The sequence below is a fragment of the Micromonospora arborensis genome (assembly GCF_003205615.1).
GTDB lineage: Bacteria > Actinomycetota > Actinomycetes > Mycobacteriales > Micromonosporaceae > Micromonospora > Micromonospora arborensis.
Window position 1 is genome coordinate 95,702 of the sequence record NZ_PYBV01000030.1, and the last position, 14,419, is coordinate 110,120.

Annotated in this window: 14 protein-coding genes; 9 read left to right on the forward strand and 5 right to left on the reverse strand. The window is 70.4% G+C overall.

Going from position 1 to position 14,419, the window contains the following annotated elements; translation table 11 throughout:
* The first annotated feature begins 28 nt into the window (after nucleotides 1–28).
* The 4 genes from C7C45_RS23230 (at nucleotide 29) to C7C45_RS23245 (ending at nucleotide 5,688) form a co-directional block, all read left to right on the forward strand.
* Nucleotides 29–739 carry a ThuA domain-containing protein gene (locus C7C45_RS23230; RefSeq protein WP_110565821.1) on the forward strand — a complete coding sequence of 237 codons (711 nt, stop codon included), beginning with the start codon at nucleotides 29–31 and terminating at the stop codon, nucleotides 737–739.
* A complete protein-coding gene (locus C7C45_RS23235) occupies nucleotides 709–1,827 on the forward strand; it encodes a Gfo/Idh/MocA family protein (protein WP_110565822.1) in 1,119 nt (372 codons plus the stop codon). The genes C7C45_RS23230 and C7C45_RS23235 overlap by 31 nt, the downstream gene beginning before the upstream one ends.
* Before the next feature lie 246 nt (nucleotides 1,828–2,073).
* Nucleotides 2,074–2,673, forward strand: a complete 600-nt coding sequence (gene wrbA, locus C7C45_RS23240) for an NAD(P)H:quinone oxidoreductase (protein WP_110565823.1) — start codon at nucleotides 2,074–2,076, stop codon at nucleotides 2,671–2,673.
* Between the two features lie 219 nt (nucleotides 2,674–2,892).
* Nucleotides 2,893–5,688 (forward strand): helix-turn-helix transcriptional regulator, encoded by a 2,796-nt coding sequence (locus C7C45_RS23245; protein WP_110565924.1) that lies wholly within the window; start codon nucleotides 2,893–2,895, stop codon nucleotides 5,686–5,688.
* A 38-nt stretch (nucleotides 5,689–5,726) separates the two neighbouring features.
* On the opposite strand, the gene C7C45_RS34215 is transcribed toward C7C45_RS23245, so the two are convergent.
* A complete protein-coding gene (locus C7C45_RS34215) occupies nucleotides 5,727–6,236 on the reverse strand; it encodes an SRPBCC family protein (RefSeq protein ID WP_167454806.1) in 510 nt (169 codons plus the stop codon).
* Between the two features lie 408 nt (nucleotides 6,237–6,644).
* Here C7C45_RS34215 and C7C45_RS23255 point away from each other — a divergent pair, with 408 nt between their 5' ends.
* The 3 genes from C7C45_RS23255 (at nucleotide 6,645) to C7C45_RS23265 (ending at nucleotide 9,580) form a co-directional block, all read left to right on the forward strand.
* Entirely contained in the window at nucleotides 6,645–7,481 is an 837-nt protein-coding gene (locus tag C7C45_RS23255) for an alpha/beta fold hydrolase (RefSeq protein ID WP_110565825.1), read from the forward strand.
* A 160-nt stretch (nucleotides 7,482–7,641) separates the two neighbouring features.
* Entirely contained in the window at nucleotides 7,642–8,649 is a 1,008-nt protein-coding gene (locus C7C45_RS23260) for an alcohol dehydrogenase catalytic domain-containing protein (protein ID WP_110565826.1), read from the forward strand.
* A 40-nt stretch (nucleotides 8,650–8,689) separates the two neighbouring features.
* Nucleotides 8,690–9,580 (forward strand): SDR family NAD(P)-dependent oxidoreductase, encoded by an 891-nt coding sequence (locus tag C7C45_RS23265; protein ID WP_110565827.1) that lies wholly within the window; start codon nucleotides 8,690–8,692, stop codon nucleotides 9,578–9,580.
* Nucleotides 9,581–9,740: 160 nt separating this feature from the next.
* Here C7C45_RS23265 and C7C45_RS23270 read toward each other — a convergent pair whose 3' ends face one another.
* Nucleotides 9,741–10,265 carry a PadR family transcriptional regulator gene (locus tag C7C45_RS23270; RefSeq protein ID WP_244200529.1) on the reverse strand — a complete coding sequence of 175 codons (525 nt, stop codon included), beginning with the start codon at nucleotides 10,263–10,265 and terminating at the stop codon, nucleotides 9,741–9,743.
* A 65-nt stretch (nucleotides 10,266–10,330) separates the two neighbouring features.
* On the opposite strand from C7C45_RS23270, the gene C7C45_RS23275 reads away from it, so the two are divergent.
* Nucleotides 10,331–11,083: an alpha/beta fold hydrolase gene (locus C7C45_RS23275; RefSeq protein ID WP_110565829.1), complete on the forward strand. Its 753-nt coding sequence runs from the start codon at nucleotides 10,331–10,333 to the stop codon at nucleotides 11,081–11,083.
* 103 nt (nucleotides 11,084–11,186) lie between these two features.
* Here the strand turns inward: C7C45_RS23275 and C7C45_RS23280 are convergent, their stop codons facing one another.
* Nucleotides 11,187–11,495, reverse strand: a complete 309-nt coding sequence (locus C7C45_RS23280; RefSeq protein ID WP_110565830.1) for a hypothetical protein — start codon at nucleotides 11,493–11,495, stop codon at nucleotides 11,187–11,189.
* Nucleotides 11,492–11,797: a hypothetical protein gene (locus C7C45_RS23285; RefSeq protein WP_146247388.1), complete on the reverse strand. Its 306-nt coding sequence runs from the start codon at nucleotides 11,795–11,797 to the stop codon at nucleotides 11,492–11,494. The genes C7C45_RS23280 and C7C45_RS23285 overlap by 4 nt, the downstream gene beginning before the upstream one ends.
* Nucleotides 11,798–12,031: 234 nt before the next feature.
* Here C7C45_RS23285 and C7C45_RS23290 point away from each other — a divergent pair, with 234 nt between their 5' ends.
* Nucleotides 12,032–12,613: a GNAT family N-acetyltransferase gene (locus C7C45_RS23290; protein WP_110565832.1), complete on the forward strand. Its 582-nt coding sequence runs from the start codon at nucleotides 12,032–12,034 to the stop codon at nucleotides 12,611–12,613.
* 134 nt (nucleotides 12,614–12,747) lie between these two features.
* On the opposite strand, the gene C7C45_RS23295 is transcribed toward C7C45_RS23290, so the two are convergent.
* Nucleotides 12,748–14,217, reverse strand: coding sequence for a PepSY-associated TM helix domain-containing protein (locus C7C45_RS23295; RefSeq protein ID WP_110565833.1), 1,470 nt, complete (start codon nucleotides 14,215–14,217; stop codon nucleotides 12,748–12,750).
* Between the last annotated feature and the right edge of the window lie 202 nt (nucleotides 14,218–14,419).

Genomic DNA, 14,419 nt, shown 5'->3' on the forward strand with positions numbered 1-14,419 from the left:
TGGCGGCGCGCCGGGGGAGGGAGCGAGGGTGGCGCAGCAGAGAGCACTGGTGGTTCGGGGCGGGTGGGAGGGGCACCAGCCGGTCAAGGCGACCGAGTTGTTCATCCCCTTCCTCGAACGTAGCGGCTATGCGGTACGGGTCGAGGAGTCGACGGAGATCTACGCCGATGCCGCCGAGATGGCCGCCACCGACCTCGTCGTGCAGTGCGTGACGATGTCGCAGATCACCTCGGAGCAGTCGGCGGGTCTCAGCGCGGCGGTCATCGCCGGTACGGGCTTCACCGGCTGGCACGGCGGCATCGTGGACTCGTTCCGCGCGTCATCCGAGTACCTGCATCTCGTGGGCGGCCAGTTCGCGACCCATCCGGGTAAGGAGCCGTGCGAGCGGCACGGTGACGCGGAGGACAACTTCCTGCCGCACACGGTACGCATCACCGACCTCGGTCGGGAACATCCGATCACTGCGGGTATCGAGGACTTCGACCTGGTCACCGAGCAGTACTGGGTGCTGCACGACGACCTGATCGACGTACTGGCCGTCACCACCCACCCGACGCAGGCGTGGCATCCGTGGCACCGGCCGGTCACCTCGCCGGCGATCTGGACCCGACTCTGGGGTGCCGGGCGCATTGTCGTGACGACCCCGGGACACAGCCCTGAGGTGCTGGAGCACGCAGGCGTCCGTACCGTCATCGAGAGGGGGATGGTGTGGGCGACCCGCACGGCGTCGGCGTCGTAGGTCTCGGGGTCATCTCCCGCGCGTACCTGGACACACTCGCGAACCATCCCGCGGTGCGCGTCGCCGCAGTGGCCGACCTGGACGCCTCCCGGTCGGCTGCGGTCGCGGCCACGATTCCCGGTGCCGAGGCGTTGAGCGTCGAGGGCCTGCTCGCCCGCCCAGACGTGCAGACGGTGCTCAACCTCACGATCCCCGCGGCGCACGCCGACATCTCGCTCGGCGCGATCGACGCGGGCAAGAACGTGTATGTCGAGAAGCCGCTCGCCGTGACGTTCGCGGACGGCCGTTCGATCATCGAACGGGCCGCGGCGGCCGGCGTCCGCGTCGGGTGCGCGCCGGACACCGTGCTGGGGACGGGTACGCAGACGGCGCGGGCGGCGATCGACGGCGGGCTCATCGGACGCCCGATGTCCGCGTCGGCCGTCATGGTCACGCCGGGGCACGAGCGCTGGCATCCCAACCCCGACTTCTACTACGCGCCGGGTGGTGGCCCGTTGCTCGACATGGGGCCGTACTACCTCTCGGCGCTGATCCACCTGCTCGGGCCGGTTCGCGCGGTGAGCGGAGCCGGCAGCCGCCTGCGCGACGAGCGCGTCATCGGCTCGGGCCCGCGCGTCGGCCAGCGGATCCCGGCGCAGGTGGACACCCACGTGACCGGCGTGCTCGAGCACGCCAACGGTGCTCTCTCCACCATCACGACGAGCTTCGACGGCGTCGCGACGACGGCCGCTCCGATCGAGGTGCACGGGGAGACCGGCACGCTCGCCGTACCCGATCCGAACCGCTTCGACGGTGAGGTCCGCCTCTTCGCGCTCGGTGCCACCGAGTGGCGTGTGCTCGAACCGCAGGCCGGTTACGCCGGGTCGTCCCGGGGCATCGGTCTGATCGACCTGGTCAGGGCCGACGGTCAGCGTCCGCCGCGTGCTGGCGGGGACGTCGCGCTGCACGTTCTCGAAACGATGACCACCCTGCTCCAGGCGGCAGCCGAAGGTCGGCGGATCGAGCTGACGACGGTGGTGGATCGGCCGGCACCAGTTCCGCTCACTCCGGTCGAGGACTGGACGACAGGCGACGCGCACGGACACTGACGGGGGCCAGGCCGGGCTGGGAACGTCGGCAGCTCCGGGTACGTAGCCAGGCGCGTCGCGCCTGAGCAGCGAAGGCCGTATCGGGCATCTGCCCGGTGCGGCCTTCGCTGTGCGCGGCTCTTGTCGCGGCACTCGGCGGGTGGCCTGGGCAGGCCCGGTGGCAATGCCTGGCTGCCGCTGCTAGAGTCAAGTTGTTGCTGACGCAAATTTATCACCGGCAACTACTTTGCTCGAAAGGATCCTTCGATGACCAAGCTCTCCGTCATCTACTACTCCTCGACCGGCACCCTCCACGCCATGGCCAAGCGGCTCGCCGAGGCTGGCGAGAAGGCCGGCGCCGAGGTGCGGCTGCGCCAGGTTCCGGAGCTTGCCCCGGCGGAGGCCATCGCCTCCAACGCCGCCTGGAGCCAGCACTTCGACGCCACGAAGAACGAGGCGAAGGCGACCGCCGACGACGTCGTCTGGGCCGACGCGGTGCTGTTCGGCACCCCCACCCGTTACGGCAACGTCTCCAGCCAGCTGAAGCAGTTCATCGACACGCTCGGCCCGCAGTGGGGGCAGGGTCTGCTGGCCGACAAGGTGTACGCCGGCTTCACCGCATCCATGACCGCGCACGGTGGTCAGGAGTCGACGCTCCTGGCGCTCTACAACACGATCCACCACTTCGGCGGTCTGGTCGTCGCCCCCGGCTACACCGACCCGCTGAAGTTCGGCGACGGCAACCCGTACGGCGTCTCGCACGTCACCGGCGGGAGCAACGACGCTCCGCTGGGCGACGCGCAGCTCAACGCCCTCGACCACATGGCTCAGCGGGTCGTCAAGATCGCTGGCAAGCTCAGCGCCTGAGCAGCCCCGCCGATGCCGAGCGGCCGTGAACGAGCAATTTTCAGCGGTTCGAGTCGCTCCGAGCACCCGGCAGGCCAGGGGCCGGTTTCCCACCAAGGGAGACCGGCCCTGGTCCGCGTGCAGGGACTCGGAGTTGTCCGGTCGATGCGTTTCCCGCGCGGCGACCGTACCGGCACCGCAGATTAATTCCCCGACGAGCGCGGACAGGAGGTGGCCGGCATGGATCGATCCGAAGCGCCGACGTGGTCGTTGATCGGCCGTGCCGAAGAACTCGCTGTGGCCTGTACTTTCCTGCGTCAGGCGATGGTCAACGGCGGGTCGATGCTGGTGTCCGGAGAGCCCGGGGTGGGCAAGACAGCGCTGCTCGACGCGGTCGCGGGGTCGGCCACGGAGACGGGAATGCGCGTGCTCCGGGCGGCCGGGGTGGAGTTCGAGGCGGACATCAGCTATTCCGGCTTGAACCAGCTGCTGTTTCCGCTCTACGACGCCTTCGCCGAACTCCCGGGCGTGCACCGCGAGGCGCTCCAGGTGGCGCTCGGGTTCGGCAGCGGCCAGCCGCCGGCCCGGTTCCTGGTGTCCAACGCGGTACTACTCCTGCTCCGCTCCATGGCCACGGCCCAGCCGCTGCTGCTCATCGTCGACGACCTCCCGTGGCTCGACCGGTCCAGTTCGGCGGTGCTCGGGTTCGTCGCGCGCCGGCTGGTGGGCACCAGCGTGGGCTTTCTGGGCGCGACCCGGTCGCACACCGCGAGCTTCTTCGAGCAGGGGGGAATCCCCGAACTCGAACTGCAGCCTCTGCGGCCGGACGCCGCCAGCGAACTGATCAACCAACGTTTTCCCGAGGTCGCCCCGGCGGTCCGGCGACGGTTGCTCTCGGAGGCTCGCGGGAACCCGCTCGCCCTCCTGGAACTGCCCTCCGCGTTGAGCGGGCGGCAACGTCTCGCCGCAGCCCCCCTGCCGGCCGTTCTGCCATTGACCCGACGGCTGCAGGCACTCTTCGCGACGCGGGTGTCCCAGCTGCCCGAGGCCTGCCGCCGGCTGCTGCTGCTCGGCGCGTTGAACGGTACGGGCGAACTCGGCGTGCTCCTTGATGCGGCGAGCGACCACGACCTCGATGATCTCGAACCGGCGGAGCGCGACCAGTTGGTCCGGGTCCACAGCAGCACGAATCACCTTGCCTTCCGGCACCCCCTGATCGAGTCGGCGGTCGTCGAGGTGGCCACCAGTGGTGAACTGCGCTGGGCGCACCGCGCCCTCGCCCGGACACTCGTCGGCCAGCCGGAGCGCAGGGCATGGCACCTCGGCGAGGCGGCGGTCGGGCCGGACGAGGGGGTCGCCGCGCTGCTGGAACAGGCCGCGCACCAGATCCTGCGTCGCGGCGACGCAGTGGGCGCCGTCGCGTCGCTGACCCGTTCCGCCGACCTGACACCGGAGCCCGTCGAGCGCGGTCGACGGCTTGCGCAGGCCGCCTACATCGGCGCCGACGCCAGCGGCGAACTCACCAACGCCTCGCAACTGTTGGACGACGCTCGTCGGGTCAGCCCAGGTGGCTCGTTGTACGCCACGGCCGCCGCCGTGCACCTGTTGCTCAACAGCGACGGCGACGTCCGGACCGCGCACCGACTGCTGGTCGGCGCCATCGAGGCGGGCGGCCACCGCTACGACGCCGACGACGATGCCCTGATCGACGTGTTGCACACGCTTCTGCTGCTCTGCTTCTTCACGGGTGAGCCCACCAGTTGGGAGCCGTTCTTCGCCGCGCTCAACCGGCTGACACCCAAAGCGCCCGAGCTGCTCACGGTGGCGGCCGCGACCTTCAGCGACCCGGCACGCAAGGGGCACGCGGTGACCGGCCGCCTCGACGCGCTCGTCGCCGGGACGGGCGCCGAGGTCGACCCTACGGAGATCGTCCGCGTCGGCATCGCCGCCATCTACCTGGACCGGCTCTGGGCCTGTCGAGAGGCCGACTGGCGAGTTGTCCGCCTCGGCCGGAAGGGCGCCGCGCCGGCCCGCCGCCACCTCGGCGTGCTGTTGCACCTGTGCATGGACGATTACCACAGCGGGCGATGGGGCGAGGCCGCGGACCTCGCGGACGAGGGCATCCGACTGTGCGACGAGCACGGGTTCGGATTCTTCGGCTGGTACTTCCAGTACATCCAGGCTCTGCTCGCCGCCGCGCGGGGAGACGCCGAGGCCTGTGATGCGTTGACCGACCGCATTCTGCGCTTCGCGGTACCCCGCGGAGCGCGGGCGGCGGAGTTCTACGCCTACCACGTGCGCGGCCTGAACGACCTGGCGCGAGGTGACTTCGAGAGCGCGTACCAGCACGCGACGTTGGTCAGTCCCGCGGGCACGCTCGCGCCGTACGTGCCGCACGCCCTGTGGGGCTGCCTGGACCTGGTGGAGGCGGCTGTCCGAACCAACCGGTTCCGTGAGGCCGCAGCGCACACCGCCTGCCTCCAGGAGGCAGACATCGGCTCGTTGTCGCCGCGGCTCGCGCTGCTCAGCGCGGCGGCGTCAGCCTTCACCGCCCCGGACGACCGTGCCGAGGAGCTCTTCGAGGCGGCGTTGGCGCTGCCCGACATCGAACGTTGGCCGTTCGACCTGGCCCGGGTCCGTCTGGCATACGGGGAGCGGTTGCGCCGTACCAGAGCGACGGCGAAGTCCCGTGCCCAGCTCCGGGCGGCCCTGGCGACCTTCGAACGGCTGGACGCCCGACCGTGGATCAGACGGGCGAGCAACGAGGTGCGCGCCACCGGCCTGGCGAAGCCGAGAAACGATCGACGCACCGCCGTGCTCACCCATCAGGAACGGGAGATCGCGGAACTGGCGGCTTCGGGTCTGACGAACAAACAGATCGGCGAGAAGCTGTTCCTCTCGCACCGGACGGTCGGCACCCACCTGTACCAGATCTTCCCCAAACTGGGCATCACGTCCCGGGCCGCGCTCCGGGACGCGCTCGCGGAACTGAGCGAGGACGCGGACGGGGGGATCGACGAGGCACCCGGACCGTAGCGGCCGGACGAGGTGCCGTCGCGTACCCGGCATCGCCCTCAGGCCGACGGCCCGCCAGCCTCCGCCACCTTCTTCAGTCGCAGTAGCGCGTCCTGGTGGGCGTAGTAGAGCTCCTCCACCCGCGAGTTGCCCATCATCACCGTCGTGAGCTCCCGCTCGACCTTCCTCGCGATCACCTGGGTGCCGGGCGGGAACGGGACGAGGTCCCACGCCTGGTAGATGCTCATGTTCGGCGAGGAACCGATCCAACCGAACCGGGTGTTGGGCTCGTACTCGGGCACCACGGCCTCCAGTCGGATCCCGTACATCTCGATCTCGAACGCCGCGCCCAGCCGAATCCCGTTCGGAGCGTGCGCTCGGCGTACCTCAGGAAGCCAGTCGGGCCACCGCGAGACGTCGACCAGGTGTGCGTACACCCGTTCCGGCGACGCCGCGATGACGGCCTCGCCGTGCATCGAGGATTCCGTGCGGGGGGTCGTGAAAGCCGTGGAGCGGTAGTCGTCCCTACGTGCCCAGGACACCCCCCGGTCGGCCCGAGGGTGCTGCATGTCGTTCTCCGTTTCCACTGCTTCCGGCGCCGCTGTCGCGGGTGGCGAAACCTCCGTGCCTTGCGTGACCCAGCCTGTCTTCGCTGGCTCGTCGAGTGACCGGTCAGATGACTTGGCGGATGACTGGCCTGCGACGGGTGCACGCCTCCGACGAGGATTTGGGCAGCCAACGTTCGTTGCCCGAGCACGAACCGCGAGACCTGCCACACCTCCCTGTCGACTCGTGGACGGGTGTCCAGTCATGTGACGGATGCGTTCCCAGACGCCGGTGCCCGACTCTTGCATCGCCGCGGCAGAGCACGCCGACGACGAATGCGGCCGGCGGAGCAACGGCGCTCCGCCGGCACCCGGCATCGGCGCCCGCGGCGCCCTCGACAGCGAGGGACCACTCAGGGAAAGGGAAGACGCATGCCGTACATCAGGGTGGGCGAAGAGAACAGCACGGCAATCGAGCTGTACTACGAGGACCACGGCACGGGTCAGCCGGTCGTCCTGATCCACGGGTTTCCGCTCAGCGGACACTCGTGGGAGAAGCAGTCGGCCGAGCTGCTGCGGGCCGGCTACCGGGTCATCACCTACGACCGCCGTGGCTTTGGCCAGTCCAGCCAGACGGCCCTCGGGTACGACTACGACACCTTCGCCGCGGACCTGAACGTCCTCCTGGAGAAGCTCGATCTGACCAACGCCGTACTCGTCGGTTTCTCCATGGGCACCGGCGAGGTCGCCCGGTACCTGGGCCGCTACGGGTCGGCGCGGATCGCGAAGGTGGCTTTCCTCGCCTCGCTGGAACCGTTCCTGCTCAAGACCGACGACAACCCGAGCGGCGCCGCGCCGCGGGAGTTCTTCGAGGGCATCTCCGAGCAGGTGCGCAAGGACCGTTACGCCTACTACACGGCCTTCTACGCCGACTTCTACAACCTCGACGAGAACCTGGGCAGCAGGATCAGCGAGGAAGCCGTCCGGAACAGCGCGGCCGTCGCCGCCAGCGGCGGCGGGTACGCGGCCGCCGCCGCCCCGCTGACCTGGATCACCGACTTCCGTGACGACATCCGCGCGATCGATGTTCCGGCCCTGATCCTGCACGGCACCGGCGACCGCATCCTGCCGATCGACGCCACCGGGCGCCCGTTCCACAAGGCGCTTCCCAGCGCCGACTACGTCGAGGTCGACGGGGCGCCCCACGGTCTGCTCTGGACCCACGCCGACGAGGTCAACAACGCGCTGCTCGCCTTCCTCGCCAAGTGACGGCCTGAGGGACGGCACACGGTGGCCGGGCCGGAGGCGATCCCGCTCCCGCCCGCCACCGTCGCACCACGGCGGAGCGTCCCACGCGACGCGCCGCCGCCGCTCGACGCCGGCCGCTCGACGGGCGGCCGATCGACCGACTCAGAAGGAGCCATCAAGCATGCACGCTGCTGTCGCAACCGGGGTCGACGCCCCGTTGTCGCTCGTCGAACGTGACGTACCCACCCCCGGACCCGGCGAGGTCCTGGTCCGGATCACCGCCTGCGGGGTCTGTTTCACCGACCTGAACCTGGTCCGCGGCCATTTTCCGTTCGCTCGATTCCCGGTGGTGCCGGGTCACGAGATCACCGGTGTCGTCGAAGCGGTCGGGGAGGGGGTCGCCTTCCCGGCGGTGGGTACGGCGGTGGGGGCGCAGTTCCTGGCCGACTCGTGCGGGCACTGTGACTACTGCGTACGCGGTGACCAGATCCTCTGCCCGGCGAAGCGGATCACCGGCATCGTCGTCGACGGCGGGTACGCCGAGTTCGCGGTGTTGAAAGCGGGTTTCGTGACTCCGCTGCCGGCCGGACTGGATCCGGTCGCGGCGGCACCGCTGATGTGCGCGGGCATCACGGCGTTCAACGGACTGCGGCAGGCCGGGACCCGCCCGGAGTCACGGGTGGCCGTCATCGGCTCCGGCGGCATCGGAGCGCTGGCGATCCGCTACGCCGCCGCGATGGGCGCTCGCGTCGCGGTCCTGGGTCACTCCCGCCGTGCCGAGGAGCAGGTGCTGTCGCTCGGCGCGGAGAGGTTCATCGTGTCCAGCGAGCAGGACCCCGCCGCGGCGCTGAAGGACTGGGACGGCGGCGCGAACGTGATCCTCAATGCCGCGCCCACCACCGCCGCCGCGGCAGCCGCGTTCGGCGGGCTCGCCCCAGACGGCACGCTGGTGCTCTGCGGCTATGACAACACCCCGCTGAGCCTGCCCAGCCAGCCGATGGTCCTCAACCGACTGCACGTGATGGCCAACCCGTCCGGGTCGCCGCACGACCTCCGCGACACCCTCGCCTTCTCCGCCGCGCACGGGATCCTCCCCGAGATCACCCGCATCTCTCTCGACCAGGCACCGGCCACCCTGACAGCCATGGCGTCGGGGACCGCGCACGGCCGCAACGTCATCGTCTTCTGATCCCACGGACAGCAGCAACGAACGAAGGAACCCACCTCTCATGTCCGTCGTACTGATCACCGGCGCGTCCAGCGGCTTCGGCGCGCTGACCGCCCGGGCGCTCGCCCGCGCCGGCCACACCGTCTACGCCAGCATGCGCGCCACCACCGGCCGCAACGCGGCGGCGGTCGCCGAGACCGCGGCCTTCTCCCACCACCACAACGTCGACCTGCGCACCATCGAACTCGACGTGCAGTCGCAGGAGTCCGCCGACGCCGCCGTCGCGAAGATCATCGCCGCGCACGGTGTGCTGGACGTCCTCGTCCACAACGCCGGGCACATGGTCACCGGGCCGACCGAGGCGTTCACCCCCGAGGAGATCGCCCACGTCTACGACATCAACGTGCTCGGCACCCAACGGGTGAACCGGGCCGCCCTGCCGAACATGCGTGCGCGCGGCAAGGGCCTCGTGGTCTGGATCGGTTCCAGCAGCACCCGGGGCGGCACCCCGCCGTACCTGGGCCCGTACTTCGCGGCGAAGGCCGGCATGGACGCCCTGGCCATCAGCTACGCCGCCGAGCTGGCCCGCTTCGACATCGAGACCAGCATCGTCGTACCGGGCTCCTTCACCCACGGCACGAACCACTTCGCCCACAGTGGCCGCCCGGCGGACGAGGCGACAGTCAAGGCGTACGACGAGCGCTACGCGGGCCTCATGGAGCAGGTCTCGCAGCGGCTGGCGGAACTCGCGCCGCCCGACGCCGACGTCGCCGAGGTGGCCGCGGCGGTCGTGCGGGTCGTGGAGACGCCGCACGGCAAGCGGCCGTTCCGGGTCCACATCGACCCCGTCGACGACGGCTCGGAGGTCGTGAGCGTGGTCGCCGACCGGATCCGCGCCGAATTCCTCACGCGTATCGGCCTCGACGACCTGCTCCACCCGGGGCTGAGGTGACCGACCTCGGCCGGGACGGTGTCAGGGTCAGCTTCACGCACGAGACGCTGCCGCAGCGGGTGGTGTTCGCGTCGTACGAAGCAGCAGGTCACGTGGCCGACGAGGTGGCTCGGCCCGGCGCCGTCCGCCCCATGGTGATCGCCGCGGCAGGTCCGGGTGGTCATGGCGTGAGCGTCGTCAGCATGTCTCGCAGCCAGGCAATCTCGGTGCGGCTGGTGGCGGTGGCGATGCGGAACAACCCTCGGCGAAAGGGGTCGTGGGGAAAGTCGTCAGCGCGCAACGGTCGGTCGCCGTCCCAGAAGAAACTCGCCGGCTGCGTGAGGAAGTCGAGCCGGCGGCGCAGGACGGCCGCTTGGGCCACCGGGTCGTCGAGGTGATGCAGGAAGGCAAGCAGCGTGAACCAGCGGTTCTCGTCGCTGATGAAGAGCTCGTCGGGTGTGCGGAGCTGACGCAGTAACTCCGCCTGTCCGGCCGGGCTGAGGATCAGCACGTGCCGTGGTGCCGCCACCTGCCCAGCCTGCACGTCCCGGCGAAGCCAACCAGCCCGTTCCATCCGCTTGATCGTCGGGTACAGCGTCCCGTCCGCGATCGGCCGGACGTGGCCGGTGAGTGCGGCAACACGTCTGCGTAGCTCGTACCCGTGCAGCGGGGCGTCGGCCAGGAAGCCCAATATCGCGAACTCCATCACCGTGCTAACTTACCTCGGCAACAGAATACCTCGAACACGAGGTATAGGTCAGGAGGTACGTGATGCGCGGTGCCCAGGTCCGACCGGACGGCACGACCATCCGCTGGGTGGAACTTCCCGGCGCCACACCCGCACGGGTCTACCTGCACGGGCTCGGTGCCTCTTCACCGGCGTACTACGCTGCGGTGGCCACCAGCCCCGCCCTCGCCGGGCGGCGCAGTCTGCTGATGGATCTGCTCGGCCACGGCATCAGCGACCGGCCGGCCGACGCCTCGTACACACTGGAGGAGCACGCCGACCTCGTCGCCACCGCAATGACAGCAGCCGGGGTCGGCGCCGCAGAGGTGATCGCGCACAGCATGGGCGGAGCCGTCGCCATCGTCCTGGCCGCCCGCCATCCGCACCTTGTCTCCGCCCTGGTTCTCGTCGACGCCACCCTCGACCCGCAGCCTCCGGGCGTTGGCATCCGCGCCCGCTACACCGAGGAGCAGTTCGTCCACGGCGACGGCCGAACCGAGACACTCACCCGGGTCGGCCCGGCCTGGGCGGCGACGATGCGGCTCACGGGCCCGGAGGCGTTGTACCGCACGGCGGCACACCTCGGCCGCGGCAGCACCCCCACCATGCGAGAGTTGCTGCTCGAACTGCCCGTGCCGCGCACCTACCTCCACCCGGCCGGCAACGAACCGATCGACGTGCGGGCCCTGACCGATGCCGGCGTGCGGGTGGTCGCCGTACCCGACAGCGGTCACAACATCATGCTGGACAACCCCGACGGCTTCGTCGCGGCCACGGTCGCGGCACTGCCGGCCTAGCTCACGCGTCCCATCCGCGATCCCCCACCGTCGTACCCAAGGCCGCCGAGCTCGCGTCCGGTACGCCCCGGGGCCGACAGAGCCGTCGGCCCCGAACGCCGTCTCACCCGGCGAAGTTCGCGTCCACGACCGTGTAACCACCCGCCCGGACGGTGTGGAACGGTGCCGGAGCCATGCATCGCCGAAGCTCGGGATCGTCGGGCCGTCCGGGCACGTCCCGCAGCTGTGGGCCGGACCAGCCAACCCGGTCGAAGTGCCCCCTGCCGTTGTCCGCGACGCTGAAGCCGAAGCGTTGCTTCATCCACCCGATCTCCCGGCTCATCGGGTCGGCGTCGACGACCTCTCCGGTAACGGTGGCGACCCGGCCGCCCGTGACGACACAGTCGACTTTGATCTCCGCCCAGATCGTCACGGCCCGCCCGGTGCGTTCGGAGCGTGGTGAGAGATTCGCGCCGTGCCGCGGGCGAGACCGTTCATCGGGTTGGCCGTTCCCGGTGGGTAGGTGACGGTGGCGTCCACGGAGAACTGCACGACGTGGAGCGGATCCTCGTAGTTCAGGCGCCCCCAACCCCGCACGCTCCCGACGCTGGCAGTCTCCCGTGCGGCGGGTCCTTCGGTCGTCGCGTTCGCCGCGCCGCCCACGGCGGCAGCACCCATCGTGGTGGCCAGGGCCGCGACTGCGGTCAATGCCACGCGGCGGATCACTTTCCTCATCCGATTCTCCCCTGTTGCTGCGGCGCTGTGCCGCGCCGCGATGAGGTCAACCATCGGACTCACCACACGCCTGCCACCTCCCTCGACGCGGCGAACGCCTTCCCGCCAGGGGGTGAATTCGACGTCGCCACCATCGAACAAGTGGCCGCCCTCGTCGGCGTCGACCCGCTAGGGTGACGCGGCGACGTCGTGGCAATCGTGAGTGCTGCTCAGCAGGTCACGGGGGAGGATCCAATGAAGAATCTCAGTCACAAGCCGACCCTGACCGGACGCCTGGTCACGTTGCGGCCCCTGACCGCCGATGACGCCGAGACCATGAGCGCGATCATGGCCGATCCCGAGGTGGCCCGTCTCACCGGCAGTGTCAGCAACAGCGCGGACCTTGGAGAGGCCCCACCGCTGGAGAGCAGCCGCGCCTGGTACGGCTCACGGGCCGCCGCCGATGACCGGCTGGACCTGGGCGTCGTGGACCAGGCCACCGGCCGCCTCGTCGGCGAGGTTGTCCTCAACTGTTGGGACCCCGATGCCCGCAGCGTCAGCTTTCGTACCCTCGTCGGGCCGGAGGGCCGCGGTCGCGGCCTGGGCAGCGAAGCCACCCGGTTGCTGGTCGGCTACGCCTTCGACCAGCTCGGGATGCACCGGGTCGGGCTCGAGGTCTTCGACTTCAACCCCCGCGCCCGTCACGTCTACGAAAAGATCGGCTTCGTGCACGAAGGCACCCGCCGCCACGCCCTGTGCTTTGACGGCGACTGGATCGACGCCCACGACATGTCCATCCTCGAACACGAGTGGGCCGCCCACCGCGGCAACCCCTGACGGCACCGACCTGCCGGATCGGTCCGGCTCGTCGTCCTGCTGACGCGGTCGATGGGCAAACGCTCGTACGCGTGGAACGCGGCGTTCGGAAAGTCCTGGTCGCGCAGGCAGCGCGACCCGGCACCGACGGGGCGTCAGTTGCCGGCAGGTGCCGGGGAGGTGGGGGCCGCCGCAGACCCTCGACGTCGTGACCACGCCCCCACCACGACGTCGATGACGAGGAAGGCCAGCAGGGTGAGCCCGAACAGCGGCAGCGCCCAGCCGATCGCCGCAGTCACGGGTACGCCGATCAGCAGCGCCCAGAGCGGCAGGCCGCGCAGGACGCCGCGGGCCGGTGGGGTGCCGGCGAGGGCACGGCGGTCGCCGCGGGTGGGTCGGCGCTGCCACCACATGCGGTAGCCCCAGACGATGACGCAGAGCAGCCCGAGGGCGAGCGCGGCGAGCAGGATCTGGTTGGCCAGGCCGAACAGCAGACCCATGTGGGCCTGGACGCCGAGGCCGCTGAGTTTGGCCAGCAGGGGCCAGTCGGTGAAGTCGCTGCGGTCGGTGATCGTGTTGGTGGCCGGGTCGACGGCGACGCGGTCCTTGGCGATCGGCCACGTGTTGTCGGTCTGCGTGACGGTCCAGGCCGAGCCGGGCGCGGTCGCCGGGGCGATCTCGACCGGGCCGGAGAGGCCCGCGTCGCGTGCGACCGTCAGAACACGGTCGAAGGCCGCCGATTCGACCAACCCGCCCGCCCCGGCGTCACCGTGGTGGTGGTTGCCGCCGTCGGTTCCGGCCGGGACGGCGGCGAGGCTCGTGGAGATCACCGGAGTGCGAGCGTCGAGCGCGTCGAGGCCGGCGCTGAAGTTCGCCCCGGCATAGCGGGACCAGGTCAACCCGGTCGCGGAGAGGAAGAGCAGGCCGGCGGCGAGCCAGATGCCGGTGGTGGCGTGCCAGCCCCGGGTGCGGCGTACGCCTTTGCCGGCGGACAGATCCGGCACGAGCAGGTGTCGGGCGGTGGCACGAGCGGCGCTGCGGCGGCGCCACCACAGGATGACTCCACCGAGCGCGAGCACCCACAGCCAGCTGGCGGCCAGTTCGGAGTAGTGCTCGCCCACCGTGCCCAGGTGCAGGTGGCGGTGCAGGTCGTCCAGCCAGGTGGCGGCCGGCGTGGAGCCGAACCAGGTGGTGAGCTGCCCCTGGGACTCGGCGGTGTACGGGTCGATGTAGACGGTGTGCTGTTTGTCGCCCAGCTCCGGCTGGGAGAACACCACCTTGGTGGTGTGGTCGCCGTCGCCGGGCTGCACGGCGGTGATGCTGCCGTCGGGGTGTGCGTTCCGGGCGGCGCCGATCTGCTCGGCCAGTGGTAGCGGACGCTCACCCACCTGGGCGACCGTCAACTGGTCTCCATAGAACATGTTGTCCAGTTGCGGGGTCGTGGTGTAGGCCAGACCGGTCAACGCGGCGACCACCAGGAACGGCGCGACGAGGACGCCGGCGTAGAAGTGCAGCCGGAGCAGCAGCGCGCCCAACGGTGCGGCCCGCCGCGACGGCCGGGAGGGTGCGTCACCGGCCGCGGCGGGCTCCGGCGTCGTCGTGCCGGACAACTCGGTGAGAGACATGATCGTCCGATCGGGTCGTCGGGTCGCGCCCGACGGTCGGTGCTCGTGTCGGTGGCGCGTCGGCGGGCGGTTCGTGTGCATCAGCTCCCGCTTGATGGGGTAGTCGGGAGGATGTGCCGCGCGGTTCCCGCGAACGTGCCGGTGCCAGGCGCGGGTCCGAGCCGGCCCGCCGTCACGTGCACCACGTGCGCGCCGGCGGACA

Bases quoted from the DNA above. Each gene is read 5' to 3' on its own strand.
- C7C45_RS23290 (WP_110565832.1), top strand. From the start codon at position 12,032: ATGAAGAATCTCAGTCACAAGCCGACCCTGACCGGACGCCTGGTCACG.
- C7C45_RS23260 (WP_110565826.1), top strand. From the start codon at position 7,642: ATGCACGCTGCTGTCGCAACCGGGGTCGACGCCCCGTTGTCGCTCGTC.
- C7C45_RS34215 (WP_167454806.1), bottom strand. From the start codon at position 6,236: ATGCAGCACCCTCGGGCCGACCGGGGGGTGTCCTGGGCACGTAGGGAC.
- C7C45_RS23255 (WP_110565825.1), top strand. From the start codon at position 6,645: ATGCCGTACATCAGGGTGGGCGAAGAGAACAGCACGGCAATCGAGCTG.
- C7C45_RS23285 (WP_146247388.1), bottom strand. From the start codon at position 11,797: ATGAGGAAAGTGATCCGCCGCGTGGCATTGACCGCAGTCGCGGCCCTG.
- C7C45_RS23265 (WP_110565827.1), top strand. From the start codon at position 8,690: ATGTCCGTCGTACTGATCACCGGCGCGTCCAGCGGCTTCGGCGCGCTG.
- C7C45_RS23295 (WP_110565833.1), bottom strand. From the start codon at position 14,217: ATGTCTCTCACCGAGTTGTCCGGCACGACGACGCCGGAGCCCGCCGCG.
- wrbA (WP_110565823.1), top strand. From the start codon at position 2,074: ATGACCAAGCTCTCCGTCATCTACTACTCCTCGACCGGCACCCTCCAC.
- C7C45_RS23245 (WP_110565924.1), top strand. From the start codon at position 2,893: ATGGATCGATCCGAAGCGCCGACGTGGTCGTTGATCGGCCGTGCCGAA.
- C7C45_RS23275 (WP_110565829.1), top strand. From the start codon at position 10,331: ATGCGCGGTGCCCAGGTCCGACCGGACGGCACGACCATCCGCTGGGTG.
- C7C45_RS23270 (WP_244200529.1), bottom strand. From the start codon at position 10,265: ATGGAGTTCGCGATATTGGGCTTCCTGGCCGACGCCCCGCTGCACGGG.